Origin of the sequence: Pantoea sp. DY-17 (assembly GCF_019795975.1) — a bacterium.
GTDB lineage: Bacteria > Pseudomonadota > Gammaproteobacteria > Enterobacterales > Enterobacteriaceae > Pantoea > Pantoea leporis.
On record NZ_JAIMIG010000005.1, the window covers coordinates 182,486 to 207,033 of the forward strand.

Annotated in this window: 23 protein-coding genes and 1 tRNA gene; 15 read left to right on the forward strand and 9 right to left on the reverse strand. The window is 56.6% G+C overall.

Annotated features, from left to right (window positions below; all coding sequences use genetic code 11):
* Positions 1-17 precede the first annotated feature (17 nt).
* The 4 genes from K5Y33_RS20435 (at position 18) to K5Y33_RS20450 (ending at position 4,140) form a co-directional block, all read left to right on the forward strand.
* A complete protein-coding gene (locus K5Y33_RS20435) occupies positions 18-1,538 on the forward strand; it encodes a xylose ABC transporter ATP-binding protein (protein ID WP_222235001.1) in 1,521 nt (506 codons plus the stop codon).
* Positions 1,531-2,712, forward strand: a complete 1,182-nt coding sequence (xylH, locus tag K5Y33_RS20440) for a xylose ABC transporter permease XylH (RefSeq protein ID WP_101763860.1) — start codon at positions 1,531-1,533, stop codon at positions 2,710-2,712. Before K5Y33_RS20435 ends, xylH begins: the two co-directional genes overlap by 8 nt.
* A gap of 93 nt (positions 2,713-2,805) precedes the next feature.
* Positions 2,806-3,984, forward strand: a complete 1,179-nt coding sequence (xylR, locus tag K5Y33_RS20445; protein WP_222235002.1) for a D-xylose utilization transcriptional activator XylR — start codon at positions 2,806-2,808, stop codon at positions 3,982-3,984.
* A gap of 61 nt (positions 3,985-4,045) precedes the next feature.
* Positions 4,046-4,140: transfer RNA gene (locus K5Y33_RS20450), tRNA-Sec, on the forward strand.
* Positions 4,141-4,158: 18 nt separating this feature from the next.
* Here K5Y33_RS20450 and K5Y33_RS20455 read toward each other — a convergent pair.
* A complete protein-coding gene (locus tag K5Y33_RS20455; RefSeq protein ID WP_101763861.1) occupies positions 4,159-4,818 on the reverse strand; it encodes a DUF1345 domain-containing protein in 660 nt (219 codons plus the stop codon).
* A 268-nt stretch (positions 4,819-5,086) separates the two neighbouring features.
* Between K5Y33_RS20455 and K5Y33_RS20460 the strand changes: the two genes are divergently transcribed.
* Complete coding sequence (locus K5Y33_RS20460; protein WP_222235003.1) at positions 5,087-5,935, forward strand: AraC family transcriptional regulator; 849 nt, start codon at positions 5,087-5,089, stop codon at positions 5,933-5,935.
* Here K5Y33_RS20460 and K5Y33_RS20465 read toward each other — a convergent pair.
* Entirely contained in the window at positions 5,892-6,290 is a 399-nt protein-coding gene (locus K5Y33_RS20465) for a helix-turn-helix domain-containing protein (RefSeq protein WP_101763864.1), read from the reverse strand. The two genes, K5Y33_RS20460 and K5Y33_RS20465, sit on opposite strands and share 44 nt — an antisense overlap.
* A 334-nt stretch (positions 6,291-6,624) precedes the next feature.
* Positions 6,625-7,617, reverse strand: a complete 993-nt coding sequence (locus K5Y33_RS20470; RefSeq protein ID WP_101763867.1) for a LacI family DNA-binding transcriptional regulator — start codon at positions 7,615-7,617, stop codon at positions 6,625-6,627.
* 401 nt (positions 7,618-8,018) lie between these two features.
* Here K5Y33_RS20470 and K5Y33_RS20475 point away from each other — a divergent pair, with 401 nt between their 5' ends.
* A complete protein-coding gene (locus K5Y33_RS20475) occupies positions 8,019-9,482 on the forward strand; it encodes a sugar porter family MFS transporter (protein WP_101763868.1) in 1,464 nt (487 codons plus the stop codon).
* Between the two features lie 45 nt (positions 9,483-9,527).
* Here K5Y33_RS20475 and K5Y33_RS20480 read toward each other — a convergent pair whose 3' ends face one another.
* The 5 genes from K5Y33_RS20480 to K5Y33_RS20500 all read right to left on the reverse strand — a co-directional run bounded on the left by K5Y33_RS20480 (position 9,528) and on the right by K5Y33_RS20500 (position 13,501).
* Positions 9,528-10,658 carry an ROK family protein gene (locus K5Y33_RS20480; protein ID WP_137384842.1) on the reverse strand — a complete coding sequence of 377 codons (1,131 nt, stop codon included), beginning with the start codon at positions 10,656-10,658 and terminating at the stop codon, positions 9,528-9,530.
* Between the two features lie 8 nt (positions 10,659-10,666).
* A complete protein-coding gene (gene dnaC, locus K5Y33_RS20485) occupies positions 10,667-11,407 on the reverse strand; it encodes a DNA replication protein DnaC (protein ID WP_007893471.1) in 741 nt (246 codons plus the stop codon).
* Positions 11,407-11,943, reverse strand: a complete 537-nt coding sequence (gene dnaT / locus K5Y33_RS20490) for a primosomal protein DnaT (protein WP_101763871.1) — start codon at positions 11,941-11,943, stop codon at positions 11,407-11,409. The genes dnaC and dnaT overlap by 1 nt, the downstream gene beginning before the upstream one ends.
* Positions 11,944-12,054: 111 nt before the next feature.
* Positions 12,055-12,732, reverse strand: coding sequence for a hypothetical protein (locus K5Y33_RS20495; protein WP_192236815.1), 678 nt, complete (start codon positions 12,730-12,732; stop codon positions 12,055-12,057).
* Between the two features lie 73 nt (positions 12,733-12,805).
* Complete coding sequence (locus K5Y33_RS20500) at positions 12,806-13,501, reverse strand: autotransporter (protein ID WP_192414301.1); 696 nt, start codon at positions 13,499-13,501, stop codon at positions 12,806-12,808.
* Between the two features lie 140 nt (positions 13,502-13,641).
* On the opposite strand from K5Y33_RS20500, the gene K5Y33_RS20505 reads away from it, so the two are divergent.
* The 9 genes from K5Y33_RS20505 to K5Y33_RS20545 all read left to right on the forward strand — a co-directional run bounded on the left by K5Y33_RS20505 (position 13,642) and on the right by K5Y33_RS20545 (position 22,866).
* Positions 13,642-14,202 (forward strand): DNA-3-methyladenine glycosylase I, encoded by a 561-nt coding sequence (locus K5Y33_RS20505; RefSeq protein ID WP_222235004.1) that lies wholly within the window; start codon positions 13,642-13,644, stop codon positions 14,200-14,202.
* A gap of 109 nt (positions 14,203-14,311) precedes the next feature.
* Positions 14,312-14,974, forward strand: a complete 663-nt coding sequence (locus K5Y33_RS20510) for an OmpA family lipoprotein (RefSeq protein ID WP_222235005.1) — start codon at positions 14,312-14,314, stop codon at positions 14,972-14,974.
* A 159-nt stretch (positions 14,975-15,133) separates the two neighbouring features.
* Entirely contained in the window at positions 15,134-16,138 is a 1,005-nt protein-coding gene (locus tag K5Y33_RS20515; protein WP_137384838.1) for a LacI family DNA-binding transcriptional regulator, read from the forward strand.
* A gap of 58 nt (positions 16,139-16,196) precedes the next feature.
* On the forward strand, positions 16,197-17,222 hold the full coding sequence (locus K5Y33_RS20520) for a LacI family DNA-binding transcriptional regulator (RefSeq protein ID WP_222235006.1): 1,026 nt from the start codon (positions 16,197-16,199) through the stop codon (positions 17,220-17,222).
* A 125-nt stretch (positions 17,223-17,347) separates the two neighbouring features.
* Positions 17,348-18,094, forward strand: a complete 747-nt coding sequence (locus K5Y33_RS20525; RefSeq protein WP_192236812.1) for a sugar phosphate isomerase/epimerase — start codon at positions 17,348-17,350, stop codon at positions 18,092-18,094.
* Between the two features lie 10 nt (positions 18,095-18,104).
* On the forward strand, positions 18,105-19,049 hold the full coding sequence (locus K5Y33_RS20530) for a sugar kinase (RefSeq protein WP_222235007.1): 945 nt from the start codon (positions 18,105-18,107) through the stop codon (positions 19,047-19,049).
* 179 nt (positions 19,050-19,228) lie between these two features.
* On the forward strand, positions 19,229-20,512 hold the full coding sequence (locus K5Y33_RS20535) for an MFS transporter (protein WP_101763879.1): 1,284 nt from the start codon (positions 19,229-19,231) through the stop codon (positions 20,510-20,512).
* A 50-nt stretch (positions 20,513-20,562) separates the two neighbouring features.
* Positions 20,563-21,537 carry a glyoxylate/hydroxypyruvate reductase GhrB gene (ghrB, locus tag K5Y33_RS20540; RefSeq protein WP_222235008.1) on the forward strand — a complete coding sequence of 325 codons (975 nt, stop codon included), beginning with the start codon at positions 20,563-20,565 and terminating at the stop codon, positions 21,535-21,537.
* Positions 21,538-21,618: 81 nt separating this feature from the next.
* Positions 21,619-22,866, forward strand: a complete 1,248-nt coding sequence (locus K5Y33_RS20545) for a valine--pyruvate transaminase (RefSeq protein ID WP_192236810.1) — start codon at positions 21,619-21,621, stop codon at positions 22,864-22,866.
* Between the two features lie 72 nt (positions 22,867-22,938).
* On the opposite strand, the gene K5Y33_RS20550 is transcribed toward K5Y33_RS20545, so the two are convergent.
* Positions 22,939-24,372, reverse strand: coding sequence for a PLP-dependent aminotransferase family protein (locus K5Y33_RS20550; RefSeq protein WP_101763882.1), 1,434 nt, complete (start codon positions 24,370-24,372; stop codon positions 22,939-22,941).
* Positions 24,373-24,548: the final 176 nt, after the last annotated feature.

Below are 24,548 nucleotides of genomic sequence, written 5' to 3' on the forward strand. Positions count from 1 at the left end.
GTAAAGGAGAGAGGCCGATGTTGCTGGAAATGAACCATATCACCAAGCGTTTCGGCGCGGTGAAAGCTCTGGATGACGTGAGCCTGCAGCTGGAAGCCGGTGAAGTGATGTCGCTGTGCGGCGAAAACGGCTCGGGGAAATCGACCCTGATGAAGATCCTGTGCGGGCTGTATCCGCACGGTGACTTTGAAGGCAGTATCCATTTTGCGGGCGACGAGATTCAGGCGCAGACCATTCGTGATACCGAACGCAAAGGGATCGTGATCATCCATCAAGAGCTGGCGCTGGTGCGGCAGCTGACGGTGATGGAGAACATTTTCCTCGGCGCAGAGCTGGGACGTTTCGGCATGGTGGATGACGAAACCATGACGTTGCGTTGCCAGCAACTGCTGGAGCGGGTCAAGCTGCAGGTATCGCCGGATACGCGCGTCGGCGAACTGGGATTAGGCCAGCAACAGCTGGTGGAGATTGCACGCGCCTTGAATAAACAGGTGCGCCTGCTGATCCTCGACGAACCGACCTCTTCGCTCACCGAACAGGAAACGGAGGTGCTGCTAAGCATCATCAAAAACCTGCGCGCACATGGCATCGCCTGCATCTACATTTCGCACAAACTCAACGAGGTAAAAGCGATTTCGGACACCGTCTGCGTGATCCGCGATGGTCAGCATATCGCGACCCGCGCGGCCGCCGGGCTGAGTGAGGATGACATCATCACCATGATGGTCGGACGCGAGCTGACGGCGCTCTATCCGCATAGCCCTCACGAGATTGGCGAAACCGTGTTGCAGGTGGAGAACCTCACGGCGTGGCATCCCATCAACCGCCATATCCGCCGGGTGGATAACGTCTCTTTTAGCCTGAAGCGCGGCGAAATTCTTGGCATTGCCGGGCTGGTTGGTGCCGGGCGAACCGAAACCGTGCAGTGTCTGTTTGGCGTTTGGCCGGGACGCTGGCAGGGCGATATTCATATCAACGGCAAGAAAGTCCGTATCAAGGACTGCCGCGCCGCCATCGCGCACGGCATCGCGATGGTGCCGGAAGATCGCAAAAAGGATGGCATCGTGCCGCTAATGGGCGTGGGCAAAAACATCACACTGGCCGCGCTGGACCAATTTAGCCCCCGGCTTTCGCTGCTGGACGACGCGCAGGAACAACAGGCAATTAATCAGGCCATTGCGCGCCTGCGGGTGAAAACCTCGTCGGCGGAACTGCCGATTGGTCGCCTGAGCGGCGGGAATCAACAGAAAGCGATCCTCGCTAAATGCCTGCTGCTCAATCCAAAAATCTTAATTCTTGATGAGCCGACGCGCGGCATTGATGTGGGCGCGCGCCAGGAAATCTATCTGCTGATCAATTCGCTAGTGCAGCAAGGGATTGCCGTGATTGTCATTTCGTCTGAGCTGCCCGAAGTGCTGGGCCTGAGCGATCGGGTTTTGGTGATGCATGAAGGCAAAATCAAAGCCGATCTGATTAACGATAACCTGACTCAGGAGCAGGTGATGGAAGCCGCCCTGCGGAGTGAACACTATGTTTAAGACCGAAAGTACGCAACGCGGCCTCACTACGCCGGGTAAAGGTGCGCCAGGTAAATTCTCGCTGCCAAATCTGCAGGTGCTGGTGATGCTGGGTGCGATTGTGCTAATCGCCCTGTTCTTCACCTGGACCACCGACGGTGCCTGGCTCAGCGCACGTAATGTTTCCAACCTGCTGCGCCAGACCGCCATCACCGGCATTCTTGCGGTCGGCATGGTGTTCGTCATTATCTCTGCGGAGATCGATCTCTCAGTGGGTTCGATGATGGGGTTGCTCGGCGGTGCTGCAGCTATCTTTGACGTCTGGCTCGGTTGGCCGCTGCCGCTCACCATCGTCGTGACTTTGGTGATGGGTTTGCTGCTCGGCACCTGGAACGGCTGGTGGGTGGCTTATCGCAAAGTTCCGTCGTTTATTGTCACGCTGGCGGGGATGCTGGCGTTTCGCGGCATTCTGGTCGGCATCACCGATGGCACCACGGTAGCGCCTACCAGCCCGGCGATGTCGCAGATTGGCCAAAGCTATCTGCCTGGCGGGATCGGATTTGGCTTCGGCTTTGCTGGCCTGGCGCTGTTTATCCTCTGGCAATGGCGCTTGCGTCTGCGTCGCCAACAGCTTGGTCTGGCGCAAACTTCCGTCAGCGGTGCGCTGGTGCGGCAGGTCGTCACCGCTGTTCTGGTGTTAGGCGCGATCTGGCTGCTCAACGATTATCGCGGCGTGCCAACGCCGGTCTTGCTGCTGGCGCTGCTGCTGCTCGGCGGCATGTTTATGGCGACGCGCACGGCCTTTGGTCGCCGGATTTATGCCATCGGTGGCAACCTGGATGCCGCGCGCCTTTCCGGCATTAATGTGGCCCGCACCAAGCTGGCGGTTTTCGCCATCAATGGCGTGATGGTGGCGATTGCTGGCCTGATCCTGAGCTCACGCCTTGGCGCGGGTTCGCCTTCGGCAGGCAACATTGCCGAGCTGGATGCTATCGCCGCCTGTGTGATTGGCGGCACCAGCCTGGCGGGCGGCGTTGGCTCGGTGGCGGGCGCGGTCATCGGCGCATTTATCATGGCGTCGCTGGATAACGGCATGAGCATGATGGATGTCCCGACCTTTTGGCAGTACATCGTCAAGGGCGCCATCCTGCTGCTGGCGGTGTGGATGGATACCGCGACGCGCCGCCGGGTGTAATCGCGTGGGGGATCACAATGTGGCGCAAATTCTTTCTGCTGTCCGTCGTGCCATGCTATGCAAGGTGCTGTCGATTTAGGAGAGTGCGCCACGATGCATGAGAAACGCTTTCGCATTACGTTGCTGTTCAACGCCAATAAGGTCTATGACCGCCAGGTGGTTGAGGGCGTCGGTGAGTATTTACAGGCATCACAAACGGATTGGGACATTTTCATTGAAGAGGATTTTCGTTGCCGCATCGACAATATCCGTGAATGGCTGGGCGACGGAGTTATTGCGGATTACGACGATCCCTCGATTGAAAAACTGCTGGCGAACGTGTCGGTGCCGATAGTCGGCGTTGGCGGATCGTACCATCAGCCGCAGGATTATCCGCCGGTGCATTACATCGCCACCGACAACGCCGCGCTGGTCGAGAGCGCCTTTATGCATTTGAAAGAGAAAGGCGTGAACCGTTTTGCTTTCTATGGCTTGCCCGCAGCCAGCGGCAAACGCTGGGCGCAAGAGCGTGAACATGCGTTTCGCCAGCTGGTGGCGCGCGAGCGTTATCAAGGCGTGGTCTATCAGGGCATGGAAACCGCGCCGGAAAATTGGCAGCACGCTCAAAACCGTCTGGCTGACTGGCTGCAAACCCTGCCGCAGCAAACCGGCATTATCGCCGTCACCGATGCCCGTGCGCGCCATCTGCTGCAGGCCTGTGAATACCTCAAAATTCCGGTGCCGGAGAAGCTCACGGTGATCGGGATTGATAACGAGGAACTGACGCGTTATCTGTCGCGCGTGGCGCTCTCGTCCGTGGCGCAGGGTTCACGCCAGATGGGTTATCAGGCGGCAAAACTGCTGCATCGCCTGCTGGATAATCAGCCTCTGCAACTGCAACGAATTCTGGTACCACCGGTAAAAGTGATTGCGCGCCGCTCCACCGATTTCCGCTCCTTGCACGATCCCGCAGTGATTCAGGCGATGCATTACATCCGCTTTAACGCCTGCAAAGGTATTAAGGTTGAACAGGTGCTGGATGCCATCGGCATCTCGCGATCGAATCTGGAAAAACGCTTCCGTGATGAAACCGGCGACACCATTCACGCCATGATTCACCGCGAAAAACTGGAGAAAGCGCGCGAGCTGCTGGCGTGTTCTTCGCTGAGCATCAATGAGATCTCACAAATGTGTGGTTACCCGTCGCTGCAATATTTCTATTCGGTGTTTAAAAAGAGTTACGCCAATACGCCGAAGGAGTATCGGCAACTTCACGGTGAAAACGTGCTGTGACGCACGGCTGAGATCAAGAATTCCGCCGCGATTGTCGCTATACTCCTGCGGCATCTTCAAAGGAAGATCGTCGTCTCCGGTGAGGCGGCCGGATTTCAAATCCGGTTGGGGCCGCCAGCGGTCCTGGGCAGGTTCGACTCCTGTGATCTTCCGCCACTTCCAGTTCATCCCCCACTAACTCAACAACCCCGCCCCCACATTCACCGACAATCCCAAAATCGCCAGATTGAATACAAACGAAATCACCGACTGTAACAGAGCGATTTGCCGCATATCCGTGGTGCCCGTTGCCACATCGGCGGTTTGCGATGCTACCGCGATGGTGAAAGAGAAGTAGAGAAAATCCCAGTATCCCGGCTGCTCGGGCTTTTCAGGAAAGATCATCGGCGTGACATCCTTGCTGCGCCGCAGATAGTGATGGTGCGCGTAATGCATGGCGAATGACGTCGGAAGCAGCGCCCAGGAAACCACCAAGGTTGCCGCGGTCAGCAGCAGATGCAGCACGCGCGGCGTTCCCGTCAGGCTCTTCAGCGTGGTGAGTTCCATCAGAATCGCCAGAATGCTGACCAGGCAGGTGAGCGTTACCATACTCAACACCAGCGTCGCGCTTTCATCCTCGATTTTAGCAATATGCGGAATATCTTTGGCCTCGGTGCCTAACATGCGCAGCCACAGAAATGCGAGATAGAGCCATGCCAGCACGTTCCAGCCAATCAGCAGACGCTGCAACATGCCCAGATGCGCAGGCAGGAAGAAATAACAGGCCACGCCAGCGACAATCGAAATCAACAAACGCAGGCGCGCACGAAGATAATGCATCAGAGAAAGGCTCATGGTGTCAGAGGCTTAGTGAAGGAAGGTGGATAGGTTAACTGTAGACGCATTTGGTCAGTAATCTCTCAGGATTTCGTCTCAATCCATCACATGGCACTCTAAAACTGCAAAATAAAGGTGAGTGTGAACAAAGCGTAACCTGTAAGTTTTAGTTACAAGTTCAATAGAAAGGAAGTTTAGGAAGGCCCTCCCAACTTATACACACCTACGCTTTACTTCCCCACCTATCTCCGCCACTTTGCTCCTTCATCGCATTGTGGAGCCAGGCATGCTAATCCATCCAACCGATACTCTGACTTTTTCCGGCAATCCGCGTCAGGCTGAGCTGCGTCAACGCCTGCTGCAGCCGGATGCGCCGAAAGTTATTGCCGCTGCGTTAGCGAAGCAGCTGGACCGTGAAACCTTCACCCATCGCCACGCCGCCGGGCAGCTCTTCTGTTTGAAGCAGGGATTGATGACGGTGAAAACGCCGTCGGGTATTTTCGCCAATCCGCCGCGACTGGTTGGCTGGATTCCGCCCTACTTTGAACATGCAATCATCGGGCCGGGCCCGGTGCTTGGCTGGACGGTATTGGTGGACGACGCGCTGGCCGCGCCCTTGCCGGATCATCCCGTCCTGCTTTCCTGCCCGTCGGTGCTGGAGCCGCTGGCGGAAAGACTGGCAATCTTGTCGCCCGATCACTGGGGCAGCGCGCGCTACCATCGCCTGTGCGAAGTGTTTTTGGATGAGTTATATGAATCGACCGAACATCCGCTGACGTTACCGCTGCCGACGGAACCGCGCTTACTGCAGATTGCGCGCCTGTTAATGGACGACCCCGCCGATACGCGTACCGGGCCCGAACTGGCGCGCTGGGCGGGACTCAGCCCGCGCAGCCTCAGCCGTCATTGGGCCAGCGCGGTCGGCATGAGTTTGACGCGCTATCGCCAGGTTTCACGTTTACTCAAATCACTGGAAGGATTGGCGGCGGGCAAAAGTGTGCAGCAAGTGGCGTGGCAGGTCGGATTCGACAGCGTTAGCAGCTATATCAGCGCTTTTCGCAGCGAGTTTGGCTCAACGCCCGGCAAATACTTTACGCCGCCAGCCGACTCTGCGGATGCAAAAACAGCAAACTAGCGGGCCCGTCAATGTCCGGCAAACTGTGCTGATATTTGCGACGGAACGCGCCTGGCGGCAGGTCGAACATGCGGCGGAAGGTGCGGCAGTAAGTTTGCTGCGAGTCGAAGCCATATTTGATGGCGATATCCATCAGCGGCATATTGCTGTTCAACAGCGCAATCACCGAAGCCGTTAACTTGCGCTCGCGAATGTAGGTGCCCAGCGCGACGCCGGTGTAACTGCGAAACAGTCGCTGCAGGTGCCACTGCGAATAGCCGGCGCGGCGCGCCACGGTTTCCAGAATGAGTTTCTGCTCAATGTTGTCCTCAATCCAGAGCATCAGTTGCTGCATAAAGGCGGCGTGCATATCCATCTTTCCTCCTGATGTCGAAATGAATACCGTGATACCGATAAATCGTCGCACATCCCGTAGCGGCGCGATTTATCGCGCAATAAATTGCGCCGCTACGATCAGTGCGCTCTGAAATTTCGGTGTCAGCGATTAACTGATAAGCATTATAAGAAGACGTTAGCTGGCTATGTGATGGACAAAAGCCAATAAATAACGATAACTCGCCAATTTATGGCTGCGCCACATCCAGTTCGATAGTTGTCAAAACGAGAGGGATTTGTCATCACCGGCCGCTCGCCGCTGGATGGTCAGGGAAATCCTTTTCCGCTGCTTCATCTGCGCTATGCGCCGTGATTTAAATGGTCGCTCCCATTGAAAGGCGATAATGCAGGTCGACCTGCTCGATGGTGGGCTGCTGGTTGATCTTTTTCAGGATGATCTCCGTCGCCACTTTTCCCATCTCAAAGCGCGGCGTGATCACGCTAGCTAAGCGTGGCGTGGTTGCCTGACCAATTTCCAGCCCGTGAAAACCGGCAATCGCCATCGCTTGTGGCACGGCAATGCGCGCCGCCTGACACTCCTGCAGCACGCCAACCGCCAGATCGTCATTGGTACAAAGAATCGCATCCATCTCCGGATAGAGCTGGCGCGCCAGCGTCATCATGCCGGTACCAATCGATACCGAAGAGACCTTGTTCGGCACAATCCGGCCCGCAGGCAACCCGGCCGCTTCAACCGCATCGCGATAACCGGCGTAGCGTTGCTCATCACGGCGATCGGACATCGAACCAAAATAGATAACGCGCTGTTTGCCGCTGGCCAGCAGCATCGCCGTCATGTCGTAGCCGGCGCGATAGTTGTCGAAGCCCACATTGATGCGTCCACGCGCCTCGGTCAGCCCCATCACTTCCGCCACAGGAATGTTGGCGGCGTTTAGGTATTTTTCTGCGCGCACGGTGTGCACAGATTCGGTCAGGATCAGCCCTTTGATGTTAAAGGCCAGCACCGTGGCGATCTGCTCCTCTTCACGCTGGGCGTTGTAGTCGTAATTGACCACCAGCGTTTGATAACCGTGCGCGCTGGTCACCGATTCAATGCCCGCCAGCAAGTCGGCAAAGATTTGATTATTAAAAGAAGGAATTAACACGCCGATGCGCGGTGGGTTCTGTTTGGTCGCTGCGACATTTTCGCTATCCGCGACGTAGCCAATTTCGGCAATCACGCTGGCGATTTTCTCCGCCGTTTCCGTTTTGACCTTTTCCGGCGTGCGCAGATAGCGACTTACCGTCATTTTGGTGACGCCCGCCAGGGTAGCAATATCGTCCAGAGTGATGCGCTGCGTTTTCATTACGGCGTCCGCAAAGAGGGGCTGATAATCAACGTATTATGCCCGTTGCCTGTTAAAAAATGAAACGCACCCGTGCGCTCAGTCGGGTGAAATAAACTCGGCAAACCCGCGTGTTTAACAGAATGAAAATTCCAATAAAAAGCAAATTTTGCAATGCCCTTACAGCGTGAATTGATGAAAAACCTATCATTTCATTGAGCTATAAGCATACCCCTGACGACTTATTCAGCAATTTTCGCCACCCCCCTCACACTTTTCGGAAAAAATGATCCAAATACCATCATTTAGAACATATATTCCAACACGAAGACCTCGCGTGAATAAAAGTTGAACATCGAAACCTACACCACCCTCTTACTGGACAAGTAACGTTCAGGCCGTAGAGACAAGGGGCTATAACAATGGATACCAGGCAAAAACGCTACAACATGAAGTATGTCATTCTCTGCTGTACTGTCGCGGCATTCGGCGGTCTGCTGATGGGATATGACTCTTCCATTATCTCCGGTGCAATCGAACCCTTAAGTGAATATTTCCAGTTAACGCCCGCTGAAACCGGCTGGGCCGTTTCCAATATCCTGCTCGGCAGTTTGATCGGCTGCTTTATGGCACCGCGCCTCAGTGACAAGCTGGGACGTAAAAAATCCCTCGCCATCACCGCCCTGCTGTTTACCGTTTCGGTGATCGGCACGGCGCTGGCGCATAACTTCACCGTGTTCGTCATCTTCCGCATGATTGGCGGATTAGCGATTGGCCTGGCGTCGGTAATTTCGCCTATCTATCTGGCCGAGCTGTCGCCTTCGAAGTTTCGTGGCCGTACCACCGCGCTCTATGCGGTGTGCTGCGTCGGCGGACAATCGGTGGTGTTGCTGACCAACTACTTCATCACCAAATCCACCTTGCCGGATGTGATGATCAACATGGGCTGGCGCTACATCCTCGCCACCGCGCTGGTGCCGTGCGCGCTGTTTATTTTGTTCATCGCCTTTATCCCGGAATCACCGCGCTGGAACGTGCTGAAAGGCAAGTACGATGAAGCGCTGGATACGCTGACCAAAATCTCTAACCGCGAACATGCCGAGAGCGTGTTCAACGAAATCAAACATTCGTTTTCTGATAAAACCGCGCAGCAGCACAAATCGCGTCTGCGTCTGGATAAAACCACCATTCCATTGCTGATTGTCGGCATCGGTTTGGCGGTGGGTAACCAGATCAGCGGTATCAACGTCATTCAGTACTTTGGGCCAACCTTGCTGAAAAACGTCGCGGGCAGCACTGACTCAGCGCTGCTGCAAACCTTCTGGCTGTCGATTTGTCAGTTTATTGGCGTGCTGGCGGGGATGATGCTGATCGATAAAGTCGGTCGTCGTAAGCTGCTGCTGCTGGGCGCAATCACCTCTTGCGTGTGCCTGACCTACTCCTTCATCGCCTTCTATTACCACTTGCCGGGTATGCTGGCGGTTATTGGCCTGTTCGCTTACATGATTTTCTTCGGTATGACGTGGGGCCAGATCGTCTGGACGGTGCTGGGCGAAGTGTTCCCAACCGAGATTCGTTCGATTTGCGTGGGGATTTCCATCTGCGCGATGTCGATGGCCAACTTTGTTATCAGCAGCACCTTCCCGATCATGAACAGCAGCCCGATGCTGCTGGATATGTTCCACGGTGGCTTCCCGCTGTTGCTGTTCGCAATCTTCTCGCTGGGTATGTACTTCTTCACCTTCCGCTATCTGCCAGAAACGGCCGGCGTGTCGCTTGAGAAGATTCATGCGTTGGTGCTGCGTAAATTTAACGTCGAAGCAGAGTTGCCGGAGACGACGTCCACCGTGAAGGCGAGCGAATCATTTGATATTCCACGGCATTAAGCGGTAAGGATACGAATCTGCAGGGCGCCCTTTATGGCGCCCTTGTTAACTCAGGCGTTCGTACTGCTCAATCACCGCCAGCGCTAAGCCGTTGGCCGGATCGATACGCAGCGGCAGGAAATGCAGCGCGGTATGGGCGAAGGTAAAGGCCAGCGCACCGGCCTGCGCCGCCTGCTGCACCGCCTGCACAAACGCTGGCTGCGCATTCCACGGCCCATCAATAATGATGCTGGCCGGATTCACCAGCTGCATCACCTGACTCAACGCGTTGCCCAAGTGGGTGCCCGCCTGCGTCATCACCTCTTTCAGGATTTCCGGTTCGCTCTCGCCATTCTGCCAGCGCAGGCCCGGTTTACGTTTTGCCAGCTGCTGCTGAATGGCCGGTTTGCTCACCAGCGTTTCCAGACAACCTAAGCGACCGCAGCTACAGCGTTCGCCGTTGGGTTGCACGGTAAGATGGCCGATCTCGCCCGCCGTCCAGCTGCTGCCGGTAAACACTTCGCCGTGTTCCACCAGCGCGCCACCTAACCCTTCAGAAATTCGCAGATAGAAGTGGCTTTGCGACTTATTCAGTTCGAGTTGCTGCACCGAAAGCAGCGCCGCAGCTTTGACGTTATTCATGATGCGCAGCGGCAGCGGCATCTCGTGGCTGAGGATGGTCATCACATCCACATCCTGCCAGCCCAGATGCGCGGAAAAATGCACCCAGCCGCGATGCGGATCGATGATGCCAGGGAAACCAATCGCCACGCCGAGCAGCTCGGGATGTGCCGCGTGCAAGGTCTGGCACACTTCCACCAGCTCATGCAGCAACTGCTCGGGATCGCTGGTTTCGGTGCGCCAGGTTTGCTCGGCAATCACCTGCGAGAAATAGTCGCACACGCGCCAGTGAATTGCCTGGCGCTCCACCATGATGCCCGCGCTTTTCAGCTTTTCGGCGCGCAACGAGATTTCGATTTTCGGTCGTCCCGCTGACGCCACGCTAACCGGGCCGAGCTCATTGATCAGCCCGGCTTCCAGCAAATCATCGACAATCAGTGAAACGGTGTTTTTGCTCAGCTCGAGCGCTAATGCCAGATCCTGGCGGGAGGTGATGCGGGTGGTGCGCAGTTGCATCATCACCCGCTTCAGGTTGTTCAGGCGAAGTAGTGCTGGACCTTTACCGGCTGCTTTCATAGCACTCCTCAATACTCATCACCGCGCACACGGCTGCGATAACTTTCCCAGTCAAAGCGCACCCACAAGCTGTTGCCGAGGCGCATACGGTCCATCACGCGTTCACCCAGCAGCGAATTCATGCCGGCGGGATCGAGGTTCGATAACATGCCCGTTGGGCGTTTCGACGATGAGCGGCGATCAACAATCTGATTGATGATCACTTTTTCATAGCGCGATTCACTCTGCATGCCGATCTCATCGATCACCAGCAGATCCACATGGCTGAGATCGTGCAGCAGGCGCTCTTCAGTTAAATCGCTGCCGCCGCTGAAAGTGCCCTTCATGCTCGACATCAAGTCGGCCACGGTCACAATCAGCACGCTTTTACCGCGAATAATCAGATCGTTACCAATCGCTGCGGCAAGGTGGTTTTTACCGGTGCCGGGACGACCGGAAAAAACAAAACTGGAGATGCTGTTTTCAAATCCGGCGGCGTATTCGCGCGCCATGGCCAGCGCTTTGCGCTGCCCATCATTTTCCACGCGATAGTTGTCGAACGAGCAGTTCATGTGCAGCTCGCGGATGCCCGAGCGCCCCATGATGCGCTGCATTTTCATCGCGCGGTTTTCTCGCACAATCGCTTCCGAGCGCAAGCGGCCCTGCTCCTGGTTCCAGGCCAGCAGCTCCGCGCCGTTTTTGAATTTCGGCTGCACTTCGGACGGCATCATCTTTTTCAGGCGACTAAAAAGATCGTTCGGCGTTTTCATTACTCACCTCGGAATCCATCGGGAATATCGTAATCAGTATTGCTGATTTGCGTGAGATCGCGCTTTGGCTGTCCGCCATTGGCGGCGCGATTCATCTGCACGCTGCGCGCTAACTTCTGCTGCCACTGCACATGATGGAACAAACGGCCTTCCGCCTGCCAGTACGCCACAAACGTGGCCAGCTCGGCGGCGGTAACCGGTTCACTCAACGCCACGCCCCAGATGGCGGCCTGACGCTGAAAATCGCTATCGGGCTGCCAGCCTTCATACATCGCGAACTTGCCCACCGGCGTGGCGATGGGCGCGCTTTCGGTCTGAAACAGACTCTCATCCAGCGTGACATCATTGGGCTGCTGCGCGGCGGCTTCCAGCGCCAGCAGCTGCGCCAGACGCTGCGGCGTGAGCGCATAAAACGCCGGCGTATTGTTATGCAGCACCGCCAGCGTGCCGTTATCGGCCTGCTGCAGTACGGCGAGCGGGTCATGGCAGAAGCCATCCAGCCCCACCAACGTTGAAGATAAGATTTTGACTGACATGAAGAAACCTGACGTTAACCAGCATGGTGCGCCGGGCGGCAAATTCAGCCCGGCGTTATGCGGTAAGTGTACCTGTTTTAGGACAAGTGATCGTCAAAAAGGTCGCAGCGATTAGCGTGGCATCGTCAGCGGTTCGGCGCGATCCACATGGCGTGACGCGTGCGGCACCCGAACCGCGACAGGCTGGGGCCGGGTTTGCCAAAGATAGCGAGCCGATGCGATCAGGCACAGGCTGTAGCCAAACATCTCGCTGCCCTCTTCCGCCATGTTTTTTACCACGCGGTTATAGCCATCGAGCATCAGATGTTCCCACAGCTGATGCATGCCAAACAGGCGCGAAAACACCAAAATAGCCAGTAAACCTGCGGCCATCATCTGCCAGCTGCGATGCTGAACCAGCGACGCCAGCCCGGGCAGGATTTGGCGCGGCTGGCGGAAGGCCATCGCCAGACAGGCCGCCGTCGTCGCCAGCGCAAACCACAGCCAGGCGCCGTGCCTGATGAAATCGAACAGGAAGTCCATCTCACGAATCAGCATGCAGCTGTAAAAACCGCCGACCAGGATCAGCACGCTGCGTTGTGATGGCCGCTGCCAGGCCGAGAGGAAATAGAAGGTGGCGATGAGCAAGAGCATCAGCTCCTGGGTGATTTCGGTGAAGGAAGTTTCGTGCAGGGCATCGTTCATCCAGTTGACGTCGATGTAGACCATCGCCATACAGAAAACGAGTACCAATCCACTGATGAGAAAGGCCGTAACTTCACGGCTAATAAGAATAATATTGTTGCGCATATTGTGACCAAAGTAATGATTAGCGCGCTTAGTATATGGACCTCAGGTTTTGTCACTTCTCTTTTTATGCCGATTAGAAGCTGGCGCTGACGCCCAGGCTATAAATAAACTGCTCGCCGCTGGTCACTGCGCCAGTTTGCGCGAAAGAAGCAAAGGCCGCCATATTTTGCCCCAGCGGCATATTTGCGCCGACGCTGACATCCACCCAATTGCTTTCCCGTCCGTTGATATCCTCGGCTCGTTCGCGGGTGGGCGATGGCAACTCTTCATTTACCAGATGGCTGTAACTCACCTGCGCCCACGGCGATATCCCACTAAGGCTGGAATCCACGCGCCAGCCAACGGAGGCAATGTGCTCGGCGTTGTTGCTATCCACTCCTGCGCACTTCGGACAGCTCAAAGTCGAATCATCTACCGCAAACTGCGCCACCGGCCCGGTGCTCACCGCTTTACTCATCGGCATCGACCAACCGGCAGAGTAGCGATTAACAAAAGGCGTAGCGCCGACGCTGGCGGTTTCACTGTGCATCACCAGCGCGTAGTCATTCGGCGAGTTAAGCGCGGCGTCAAACAGGTTTGCATCGGGGTTTTCTGTCAACATCAGGTGATTACTGGAAATTTTTTCAGCAAGTATGGCGTTGTAATCGGGTGCGCTATTCTGGCTCGATTGATCAAAGGCATAGGTATTCCCGGCCAGAAAAAATAGCCATACACTGCCAAAAGCTAGCGCGATTATATGCTGGCCTGTCCGCTGACTTTTCTGCAACATGAAGGACTCCTGACGAGCCGGGAAGAGATGGGCGTTTAGGTTTTATAAGATCTATATCGGCGCCCCTTGTATAACTATTAATCGCTTTTGCCATTCGTCAAGGGAACTACCGCTATTTCATAGGCTAAGGGAGTGATGCAATGCAACGTTGTGGCTGGGTAACTGAGGATCCACTGTATCTGGCGTACCACGATAAAGAGTGGGGCGTGCCGCAAACCGATAAGCGAGTCTTATTTGAAATGGTCTGTCTTGAAGGCCAACAGGCCGGACTTTCATGGATTACGGTACTGAAAAAACGCGAAAACTACCGCCGCGCGTTCCATGAATTTGATCCCGCAGCCGTGGCGTTGATGGATGAAAGCGACATGGCACGGTTGATGCAAAATGCGGGACTGATTCGCCATCGCGGCAAGCTGGAAGCGATCATCAACAATGCGCGTGCCTTGCTGGCGCTGGAAGCTACCGAAGAGGAGTTTTCACGCTTTATCTGGTCTTTTGTCGACCATACGCCGATTTTGCACCGTTACGCGAATTACAAAGACGCGCCAACGACCTCCGAGCCCGCCATTGCGCTGTCGAAAGCACTTAAGAAGCGTGGTTTTAAATTCGTCGGCCCCACAACCTGCCACTCATTTCTACAGGCCTGCGGCTTAATTAACGATCATCAAACCAGCTGTTTTTGCCATCCTGATAATCTTTAAAGCAAAAGTTTACAAATTAAGACTGACCCTCACGCATTTCCCCATAATTGAACGGCATAATAGTGCCGTTTTGGGGCTTTTCCCCGTTTAAATCTGTGAGGGATTTTTCATGAATAAGCGTATTTTGGCGCTGACCTTGTTACTGAGCGGCAGCCTCGCGCTGTCGGGTTGTACCACCAATCCCTATACCGGCGAATCGCAGGCGGGCAAATCGGGTATCGGCGCCGGTTTGGGCGCGGTGCTGGGTGCGGGCGTGGGCGTGCTGTCGTCGTCGAAGAAAGATCGCGGTAAAGGTGCGCTGATTGGTGCAGCATCCGGTGCCGCACTGGGCGGCGGCGCGGGCTATTATATGGATGTGCAGGAAGCGAAACTGCGCGACAAAATGCGCGGCACCGGCGTCAGCGTGACACGTCAGGGCGACAACATCGTGCTCAACATGCCAAATAACGTCACCTTTGATTCCAACAGTAGCAACCTGAAACCGGCGGGCGCCAACACCCTGACCGGCGTGGCGATGGTGCTGAAAGAGTATCCAAAAACCGCCGTGAATGTGGTGGGCTACACCGACAGCACCGGCACGCGCGCGCTGAATATGCGCCTGTCACAGCAGCGCGCCGAAAGCGTGGCCAGCGGTCTGATTCTGCAAGGCGTGGCGCAAAACCGTCTGCGCACCCAGGGTTTAGGCCCGGATAATCCGGTTGCCAGCAACAGCACCGAAGACGGCAAAGCGCAGAACCGTCGCGTTGAGATCACCCTCAGCCCGCTGGGCTAAAAGTAAAGAGCCGATCTGCACGAACAGATCGGCTTTTGTCACATTTTTTCGCCTCTTTTGACGCCATCTTTGTTAGAAAAAGCTAAAAAATTCGTAACCGATAGAGCCGCCTTTTCCTTTATGCTAGCGTGATCAAAAATTGATCAGTGGGACGCTATCATGTCACTCAAAGCCATCGCCGCTACCCTTGGCCTCTCTGTTACTACCGTGAGCCGGGCGCTAAATGGCTATGACGATGTAGCGGCCGTCACGCGTAAACGCATTGAAGACGAAGCGAATGCGCGCGGCTATCGCCCCAACGACGCTGCCCGCCGCCTGAAAACCGGGCGCGCCAATGCGGTCGGTCTGCTCTTTCCCATCAGCCACGCCTCGCTCAATGACAGCTATTACAGCCAAATGCTGCTGATGCTGGATCAACGCCTCGCCCAGCACGATATTGATTTGCTGTTGCTGCCTGACAAACCGCAAGGGCAACAGCGTAAGCTGATCCGCATGCTGCGCAGCGGCGCCATCGATGCGCTGATTTTAACCCACACCCTGCCGCAGGATGCGCGACTGCAACGCTTGCAGCAGAAGGGTTTCCGCTTCCTGACGCTCGGCCGCAGCGAGCTGCCGCTGCCGTACGCGTGGATTGATTACGATAATCACGCCGGTACCTTTCTGGCGGCAGAACACTGCCTGCAACAAGGGTGGCCGCGTCTGGCTTATCTCGGCAGTAACGAAACGGCAACGTACATCCTCGATCGCCGCCAGGGTTTTATTGATGCATTGATTCAGCATCAGGCGCCGGTCGATCAATCCCTGATGGCCGCGCTACCCGCCACGCGCCGCTCCGGCTATCAGCAAACCAATGCCTGGCTGGCCCAAGGCGATGCGCCGCAGGCGATCATCACCGATTGCAGCACGCTGGGTGAAGGTGCCGCGATTGCGCTGCAGCAGGCGGCCCGCCTTAAGGGCGCGCAGGCGATTCCGCTGTATGTGTATGATGGATTGCCGCCCGATTCGATTGTCGATCAGCCGGTGAACACCATTCTGCAATCATCGCAGCAGCACATTGGCGAGCGCATCGCCGAAATGGTGCTGCAACTGCTCGATGATGTGCCGCCTGGCGATCTGCAAACGCTCTGGCAGCCGGTGCTGCGACTCACTTCTGACGCGCAATGATTGCGCCTGGCGCGAGCTGTGTTAGTCTTCGCCTGTTTCTTTTCAGCAGGTGTAAGCAATGAAAACCAGGCCGCCACGAGCCACAATCAGTGACGTTGCCCGTACGGCAAAAACCGGTAAAACCAGCGTTTCCCGCTATCTGAATGGCGAAGTGAATCTGCTCTCGCCCGATCTCAAAGCCCGTATCGAACAGGCCATCGCCGAACTCAACTATCGTCCCAGCCAGATGGCGCGCGGACTGAAACGCGGCCGCACGCGTTTGATTGGCCTGATCATTGCCGACATCACCAATCCATACTCGGTTGACGTGCTGAGCGGCATTGAAGCGGCGTGTCGTGCGCAGGGCTTTACCCTGCTGATGTGTAACACCAACAATGAAGTCGATCTCGAACAACATTACCTGCAACTGCTCAGCAGCTATCAGGTGGAAGGCATTGTGGTTAATGCCGTGGGCATGCATGAAGAAGTGCTCAATCGCCTGCAACAGTCGATGCTGCCGATGGTATTGATTGACCGGAAAATCCCTGATTTCGCCTGCGATATGGTGGGGCTCAACAACGTTGAAGCCTCCACGGTTGCGACCCAACATTTGCTGGATAACGGCTATCAAGCCCTGCTCTTCCTTAGCGAGCCGCTCGGCAGCGTTAATACGCGCCGTGAACGTCTGCGCGCCTTCTACGATACGGTAAAAAACGTACCTCAGATTGCGGCAGAGAATGCCGAGGTAGCGCTGCATCAGCCCGACGCGCTGGAAAAACAGCTGCGGGAATTCCACCAGCGCCATCCCGACAAACGCTGTGCGGTGATCGCCGCCAACGGCGCGCTGACCTTGCAAGTGGCGCGCGCGCTGCAGCGCCTTGCGCTGCGCTGGGGCGAAGCGATTGGCCTGCTGGGCTTTGACGAACTGGAATGGGCGGCGCTGGCGGGCGTCGGCATCACCACCTTGAAACAGCCCACCTGGCAGATTGGTTACGCCGCGCTGGAGCAGGTTATCGCGCGCATTGAGGGCAGCGAGCAACCGGTCAGCGAACAGCTCTTCTCCGGCGAACTGATCGTACGCGGCTCCAGCCAGCCGCTGCGCTAAGCCGGCCTTTTATGGCTCACTTCGTGAGCATGATCATAATTTCACGGTCTGCGCCTTTCCTTTGGAACCGGTTCCATTTAGGTTTTTTATAACGAATGGGATGTGGTCATGCCCGGAGAAACGTGATGAAACCAGAAATTATTGTTGTAACTGCCGCATACGGCGCGCAGAAAGTAGCGGAATTGGGTGGCCAGGCCGCGCTGTTGCCGCTGATCAAACAGGCCGGCGCAGATGGCGTCGAAATTCGTCGCGAGCTGTTCAACGAAAATGAACTCTGCCTGCTGCATGCGCTGGGCAATGCGATTTCCCAGCATCAGCTGAGCGCCAGCTATTCCGTGCCGGAAGCGTTGTGGCTGGATGATGGTGCGCTGAATCCGCGTCTGGCGCAGTTCCTGCAGGAAGCCGAACAAATCGGCGCTCAGCGCCTGAAAGTGGCGCTTGGCCATTTCGTTGAACTTGATGCGCGCGCGCTGCTCGATGTACTTAAAGCATCAACGGTGACGCTGGTGGTTGAGAACGATCAAACGCCAGACAGCAAACTGGCGCCGATGCTGCGCTTCTTCCATCAGGCTTGCGATGCCGCATTGCCGCTGGATATGACCTTCGATATGGGCAACTGGCAGTGGACCGGCGAAGACGGTTTGCAGGCCGCCGCGCAACTCAGTCGCTACGTTAGCTACATCCACGTTAAAGCGGCGGTGCCACACGGCGCTACTTTCCGCGCGATCGCGCTGGATCAGGCCGACGATAGCTGGCGCACGCTGCTGAACGCGCTGCCAACCGACGCACCGCGCGGCATCGAATTCCCGCTGGAAGGCGCGGATTTGCTGGCGGTCACGCGCCATTACGTTGACCTGCTGCGTGCAGCGTAAGGAGCCGGTGATGACGCAAAAAACGCTGGATGTGGTGACGATTGGTGAAGCGATGGCGATGTTTATCGCCCAGCAAACCGGCGATCTCGCCGCAGCAGAAGGCTTCGTCAAACGCATTGCTGGGGCCGAACTCAACGTGGCGATTGGCCTGGCGCGCCTCGGTTTGCAGGTCGGTTGGGTGAGCCGCGTCGGCGACGACAGTTTTGGTCGCTTCACACTGCAACAGCTGGAAAAAGAGGGCGTCGATCACCGCTGCGTCACCACGGACGCGCGCTATCGCACCGGCTTCCAGCTCAAATCCCGCGTCGATGACGGCTCCGATCCGGAAGTCGAATATTTCCGCAAAGGCTCCGCCGCCAGCCATCTGTCGCCCGACGATTTCAACGACGGCTACTTTGGCAGCGCGCGCCATCTGCATCTGAGCGGCGTGGCGGCGGCAATCTCTGACAGCTCGCTTGCCCTGGCGCAACACGCGGCAAAAGAGATGCGCGCGCGGGGCAAAACCATCTCCTTCGATCCCAATCTGCGTCCGGTGTTATGGCGCAGCGAAGAGGAGATGCGTAAGCAACTCAATCATCTGGCGGAATACGCCGATTGGGTGCTGCCGGGCGAGAAAGAGGGTTTGATTCTCACCGGCTACCGCCAGCCGGAAGCCATCGCCGATTTCTACCTCGATAAAGGGGTGAAAGCGGTAGTGATCAAAACCGGTGGCGACGGCGCCTGGTACAAAACCGCCGACGGCCAGCAAGGCCAGGTCGCACCGATTCGCGTCGAGAATGTGGTCGATACCGTGGGTGCCGGCGACGGCTTTGCGGTTGGGCTGATCAGCGCTTTGCTGGAGGGCAAATCCCTGCCGCAGGCGATTCTGCGCGGTAATAAGATCGGTTCGCTGGCGATTCAGGTCGCTGGCGACAGTGAAGGCCTGCCGACGCGCGCGGCATTGGGCGATTACTGATAACAGCACAATCCCTTAGCGGCGCGATGCATCGCGCGCTTTTCGCAGCGGCTTCGCTGCCAGAAGCGCAATAAATTGCGCCGCTACGGGTCCGTACGAAACCAAATAGCTGTACCCACTACAACAATATCGCGAGGCGCATCCACTGAATGCGTCCACCTCAACCAGAGGAGTCACCCATGAAATCGCAGACAATCGCGCCAAAACGCTGGTGGTTTATCATGCCCATCGTGTTTATCACCTACAGTCTGGCGTATCTGGACCGGGCGAACTTCAGCTTCGCCTCTGCCGCAGGGATAAATGACGATCTCGGCATCACCAAAGGCATGTCATCGCTGCTGGGCGCCCTGTTCTTCCTCGGCTACTTCTTCTTCCAGATCCCCGGCGCGCTGTACGCCGAACGTCGCAGCGTGAAGAAGCTGATTTTCTGGTGCCTGATTTTATGGGGCGGCTGCGCCTCGCTGACCGGCGTGGTCAGCAACATTCCGATGCTGGCGGCGATCCGCTTTGTGCTCGGCGTGGTGGAAGCGGCGGTAATGCCGGCGATGCTGATCTATATCAGCAACTGGTTTACCAAATCCGAACGTTCGCGCGCCAATACCTTCCTGATCCTCGGTAATCCGGTGACGGTGCTGTGGATGTCGGTGGTTTCCGGCTATCTGATTGAGTCCTTTGGCTGGCGCGAGATGTTTATCATTGAAGGCATCCCGGCAGTGATCTGGGCGGTGGCCTGGTGGTTCCTGGTGCAGGACAAACCTGCCCAGGCCAAATGGATGAGCGAAAGCGAGAAAGCCGCGCTGCAGGCGCAGCTGCAAAAAGAGCAGGAAGGGATTAAAGCGGTACGTAACTACGGTGAAGCGTTCCGTAATCGCAACGTGATCCTGCTGTGCCTGCAATATTTTGCCTGGAGCATCGGCGTGTACGGTTTCGTGCTGTGGCTGCCGTCCATTCTGCGTAACGGTTCGCAGATGGGCATGGTGGAAGCCGGTTGGCTGTCTGCGGTGCCGTATCTGGTGGCGACCATTGCGATGATCGTGGTGTCGTGGGCGTCGGATAAAACTCAGAACCGTAAACTGTTTGTCTGGCCGCTGCTGCTGATTGGCGCGCTGGCGTTCCTCGGTTCGTATCTGGTGGGTTCCAGCAACTTCTGGCTGTCGTATACGCTGCTGGTAATTGCCGGTGGGGCGATGTATGCGCCTTATGGTCCGTTCTTCGCCATCATTCCGGAGATGTTGCCGCGCAACGTCGCCGGTGGTGCGATGGCATTAATCAACAGCATGGGCGCACTGGGTTCCTTCGTCGGATCGTGGATTGTAGGCTATCTTAATGGCGCGACCGGTTCGCCTGCCGCCTCCTACATTTTCATGGGTGCTGCGCTGCTGGCTTCGGTTTGGCTGACGTTGATCGTCAAACCCGCCCAGAACAAAACGCCGCCGCCCGTTCACGGGGCGAAGCACGCGTAATCGATTCGGGAGGCCTTAAAGCCTCCCCTACATTTTAAAGGGAGCAAAAGATGAAACCTGCTGTGATTCTTTATAAGAGCCTGCCAGATGACCTGCGCACCAAACTGGATGCCCATTTCACCGTCACTGAAGTGCATGACATTTCCCCGGAAACTATCGAAAAGCACGCGGCACAGTTCGAACAGGCGCAAGGTTTGCTCGGCTCTGGCGGCAAAGTGGATGGCGAGCTGCTGGCAAAAATGCCCGCGCTGCGCGCCTGCTCCACTGTGTCGGTGGGTTACGATAACTTCAACGTTGATGCGCTGAATCAACACAAAGTGTTGCTGATGCATACGCCAACCGTGCTAACCGAAACCGTCGCCGACACCATGATGGCGCTGGTCTTGAGCACCGCGCGCCGCGTGACCGAGCTGGATAAGTGGGTCAAAAACGGCGAGTGGAAAAAGAGCATCGGACCGGATCATTTCGGCATCGATGTGCACCACAAAACCCTCGGCATTCTCGGCATGGGCCGCATCGGCCTCGCGCTGGCGCAGCGTGCGCACTTTGGCTTCGGCATGAACATTCTCTACAACGCGCGTCGTCAGCATGAAGAAGCGGAAACCCACTTTGGTGCGAGTGCCTGCGATCTGGAAACCTTGCTGAAAGAGAGTGATTTTGTCTGCATCAGCCTGCCGCTGACCGAACAGACGCACCATATGATTGGCGCGGCGCAGCTCAAGTTGATGAAGCCAAGCGCAATTCTGATCAACGCCGGTCGCGGTCCGGTGGTGGATGAGCAGGCGCTGACGGCAGCGCTAAAAGACGGCACTATCCACGCCGCCGGTCTGGATGTGTTCGAAGTTGAACCGGTGCCTGCCGATGCCGAAATTTTGACGCTGCCGAACGTGGTCGCGCTGCCGCACATCGGTTCCGCCACCCATGAAACCCGTTACGGCATGGCGCGCGACGCGGTAGATAACCTGATCGCCGCCCTGAGCGGCAAAGTCGAGAAAAACTGCGTTAACCCGCAGATCCAAGGCTAAGCTTGCCTTTTACCCATTGCGCCTGCCAGCGGCGGGCGCTATGGTGGTTCCCCATTCGATTTCACAACGTTTTAACTTCCTATGTCCTTTTCTCAGTTCGGCGACAAATTTACTCAACACTCCGGCATCTCACGTCTGATGGAAGACATGGGTGAAGGCCTGCGCACGCCCGGCACCATCATGCTTGGTGGCGGTAATCCGGCGCAGATCCCGGCGATGAATGACTATTTCAACCAGTTGCTGATGCAGATGCATCAGGACGGCCAGCTGAGCGAAGCGCTGTGCAACTACGATGGTCCGCGCGGCAAAGCGCTGCTGCTGGATGCGCTGGCGAAGATGCTGCGTGAGGAACTTGGCTGGCCATTAACCGCGCAAAACATCGCGCTGACCAACGGCAGCCAGAGTGCGTTTTTCTATCTCTTCAACTTGTTCGCCGGACGTCGCGCCGACGGCAGCAAAAAGCGCGTGCTGTTCCCGCTGGCACCGGAATATCTCGGCTACGCCGATGCCGGCCTGGAAGAGGATCTGTTTGTCTCCGCCAAGCCAAACATTGAGCTGCTGCCGGAAGGCCAGTTCAAATATCACGTTGATTTCGACCATTTGCCGCTGAATGACGATGTCGGCCTGATCTGCGTTTCACGCCCGACCAACCCAACCGGCAACGTGATCACCGATGATGAACTGCTGCAGCTGGATGCGCTGGCGCAGCAGCACGGCGTACCCCTGCTGATTGATAACGCGTATGGCGTGCCGTTCCCCGGCATCATCTTTAGCGAAGCGCGCCCGCTGTGGAACCCCAATACCATTCTGTGCATGAGCCTGTCGAAACTCGGCCTGCCCGGCGCACGTTGCGGCATTATCGTCGCCGATGAGAGCACTATCACCGCCATTGGCAACATGAACGGCATTATTAGCCTGGCGCCGGGCAGCATCGGCCCAGCGATTGCTAATGAGATGATCGTACGCGGGGATTTGCTGCGGCTGTCGCAAGAGGTGATTAAGCCGTTCTATCAGGCCAAAGTCAGCGAGACGATTGCGATTCTGCGCCGCTATTTGCCGGAAGATCGCTGCCTGATTCATAAACCCGAAGGCGCGATTTTCCTCTGGCTGTGGTTCCGCGATCTGCCGATCAGCACCGAAACGCTGTATCAGCGCCTGAAAGCGCGCGGCGTGCTGATGGTGCCCGGCCACTTCTTCTTCCCCGGGCTGGAACATGAATGGCCACACACCCATCAATGCATGCGCATGAACTATGTGCCGGATGCAGAGAAGATTGAGCGCGCGGTGCAGATATTGGCGGAAGAGCTGGAAGCCGCGTTTAAGAATTAAAGCTTCAAAATCGCGCGATGAATCGCGCCGCTACGATTGTGTGCACATTCCGTAGCGGCGCAATCTATTGCGCTATCCCTGCGTTATAGATAGCTGGCACCACTGCGCCAGCTGTTGAATCGCCTGCTCCACTTCGGCATTCCAGCCAAAACCGGCATTGAGTCGAAAACAGTGATCGTAGCGGTGATCGGTAGCGAAAATGTGGCCCGGCGCGATACCGATACCCGCGTTGCGCGCCTTGAGAAACAGCGCGCGCACATTCAGCGCACCGATCGGCATTTCCACCCATAACACATAGCCGCCTTCAGGATCAGACACCCGCGTGCCCGGCGGGAAGTAGCGCAGCACCGCCTGACGCATATGCTGGATTTGATTCTTCAACTCGCGCCGTAGCTTACGCAGATGCGCATCATAGCCGCCGCTGCGCAGCAGTTCGGCAATCGCTGCTTGAGACAACACCGACGTGCCCATGCTGGTGGTGTATTTCAGCGAGGCGATTTTGCGCATGTAGTTGCTGCTGTGCACCCAGCCAATGCGAATGCCCGGCGCAACCGTTTTCGAGAAGCCGCTGCACAAAATAGCGTTCGGGCTGAAGGCACGCATCGGGAACGGACGGCGCTCGCCAAACGCGGTATCACCGAAGATATCATCCTCAATGATCACCACATCGTTCTCGTCGGCCTGACGCGCGATATAGGCTTTCTGCTCGTTGGGAATGCTTTTGCCGAGCGGATTATTGATGTTGTTGATGGTGAGATACGCCTGCACCGCTTTGCGCTGGAACAGTGAAGTGAGTTTTTCCACATTGACATAACCTTCCGGCCCGGCTTCCACCTCAATCACCCGCAGATTGAGGTTATGCAGCATCTGCAGCAACACGAAATAGCACGGCGATTCCACCGCGACGATATCGCCTGGCCGCGTGGTGGCGCGTAGCGCCAGCGAAATCGCTTCGATGCAGCCGTTGGTGATCAGGATGTCATCCGCATTGATATTGCAGCCATAATCCACCGCGCGGCGTGCAATTTCATTTTTCAGCGGCGCGTAGCCGGTGCCTTTTACGGTATTCCCCAGCAGCGCCGGTTTGCTGTAACCCATCTGGCGCATCAGCAAACCAATCTTCTTCACCGGATAGAGTGAAAGGTCGCCGTTGGCCAGATCCAGCCGCACGCGGCAGTCTGAACCGAGCATCGCCAGATGCAGCTCGGTCTGCTCATCGAGCGGCGCCACTTCGCGCGCTTGCTCGTTGATGAGCGTGGGAAAGGTTTTATTAACAGGCCGCGGGGCGACAAAAAAACCGGACTTGGGACGCGCCACCGCGTAGTGCTCATCCTCAAGCGTGCGTAATGTTTTCAGCGCGGTGGTCATGCTGACGCTGTATTGCGTCGCCAGCGTGCGCACCGACGGTAAACGGCTGTCGGGCGGCAGCGAGCCGCTGTGAATGGCTTGTTTTATCTGCTCTGCGATTTGACGGTAACGACTGCCCTGTTCCGTTTCACCCGCCATCTGTTCCACCCTATTTCGTCCGGATCTGTGCGTTTTCACCAGATTACATTCAAAGTACTTTAGGCTGCATTAGTTAATTGATAACCCGCGCAATCGTCTTTAAGGCATTCATTCCGTAGCACCTTCGTGGCCCATTTCCCGTCTGATGCCGCCAGCACGGCAGCAGCGACTTTTTA

Bases quoted from the DNA above. Each gene is read 5' to 3' on its own strand.
- K5Y33_RS20435 (WP_222235001.1), top strand. From the start codon at position 18: ATGTTGCTGGAAATGAACCATATCACCAAGCGTTTCGGCGCGGTGAAA.
- xylH (WP_101763860.1), top strand. From the start codon at position 1,531: ATGTTTAAGACCGAAAGTACGCAACGCGGCCTCACTACGCCGGGTAAA.
- xylR (WP_222235002.1), top strand. From the start codon at position 2,806: ATGCATGAGAAACGCTTTCGCATTACGTTGCTGTTCAACGCCAATAAG.
- K5Y33_RS20455 (WP_101763861.1), bottom strand. From the start codon at position 4,818: ATGAGCCTTTCTCTGATGCATTATCTTCGTGCGCGCCTGCGTTTGTTG.
- K5Y33_RS20460 (WP_222235003.1), top strand. From the start codon at position 5,087: ATGCTAATCCATCCAACCGATACTCTGACTTTTTCCGGCAATCCGCGT.
- K5Y33_RS20465 (WP_101763864.1), bottom strand. From the start codon at position 6,290: ATGGATATGCACGCCGCCTTTATGCAGCAACTGATGCTCTGGATTGAG.
- K5Y33_RS20470 (WP_101763867.1), bottom strand. From the start codon at position 7,617: ATGAAAACGCAGCGCATCACTCTGGACGATATTGCTACCCTGGCGGGC.
- K5Y33_RS20475 (WP_101763868.1), top strand. From the start codon at position 8,019: ATGGATACCAGGCAAAAACGCTACAACATGAAGTATGTCATTCTCTGC.
- K5Y33_RS20480 (WP_137384842.1), bottom strand. From the start codon at position 10,658: ATGAAAGCAGCCGGTAAAGGTCCAGCACTACTTCGCCTGAACAACCTG.
- dnaC (WP_007893471.1), bottom strand. From the start codon at position 11,407: ATGAAAACGCCGAACGATCTTTTTAGTCGCCTGAAAAAGATGATGCCG.
- dnaT (WP_101763871.1), bottom strand. From the start codon at position 11,943: ATGTCAGTCAAAATCTTATCTTCAACGTTGGTGGGGCTGGATGGCTTC.
- K5Y33_RS20495 (WP_192236815.1), bottom strand. From the start codon at position 12,732: ATGCGCAACAATATTATTCTTATTAGCCGTGAAGTTACGGCCTTTCTC.
- K5Y33_RS20500 (WP_192414301.1), bottom strand. From the start codon at position 13,501: ATGTTGCAGAAAAGTCAGCGGACAGGCCAGCATATAATCGCGCTAGCT.
- K5Y33_RS20505 (WP_222235004.1), top strand. From the start codon at position 13,642: ATGCAACGTTGTGGCTGGGTAACTGAGGATCCACTGTATCTGGCGTAC.
- K5Y33_RS20510 (WP_222235005.1), top strand. From the start codon at position 14,312: ATGAATAAGCGTATTTTGGCGCTGACCTTGTTACTGAGCGGCAGCCTC.
- K5Y33_RS20515 (WP_137384838.1), top strand. From the start codon at position 15,134: ATGTCACTCAAAGCCATCGCCGCTACCCTTGGCCTCTCTGTTACTACC.
- K5Y33_RS20520 (WP_222235006.1), top strand. From the start codon at position 16,197: ATGAAAACCAGGCCGCCACGAGCCACAATCAGTGACGTTGCCCGTACG.
- K5Y33_RS20525 (WP_192236812.1), top strand. From the start codon at position 17,348: ATGAAACCAGAAATTATTGTTGTAACTGCCGCATACGGCGCGCAGAAA.
- K5Y33_RS20530 (WP_222235007.1), top strand. From the start codon at position 18,105: ATGACGCAAAAAACGCTGGATGTGGTGACGATTGGTGAAGCGATGGCG.
- K5Y33_RS20535 (WP_101763879.1), top strand. From the start codon at position 19,229: ATGAAATCGCAGACAATCGCGCCAAAACGCTGGTGGTTTATCATGCCC.
- ghrB (WP_222235008.1), top strand. From the start codon at position 20,563: ATGAAACCTGCTGTGATTCTTTATAAGAGCCTGCCAGATGACCTGCGC.
- K5Y33_RS20545 (WP_192236810.1), top strand. From the start codon at position 21,619: ATGTCCTTTTCTCAGTTCGGCGACAAATTTACTCAACACTCCGGCATC.
- K5Y33_RS20550 (WP_101763882.1), bottom strand. From the start codon at position 24,372: ATGGCGGGTGAAACGGAACAGGGCAGTCGTTACCGTCAAATCGCAGAG.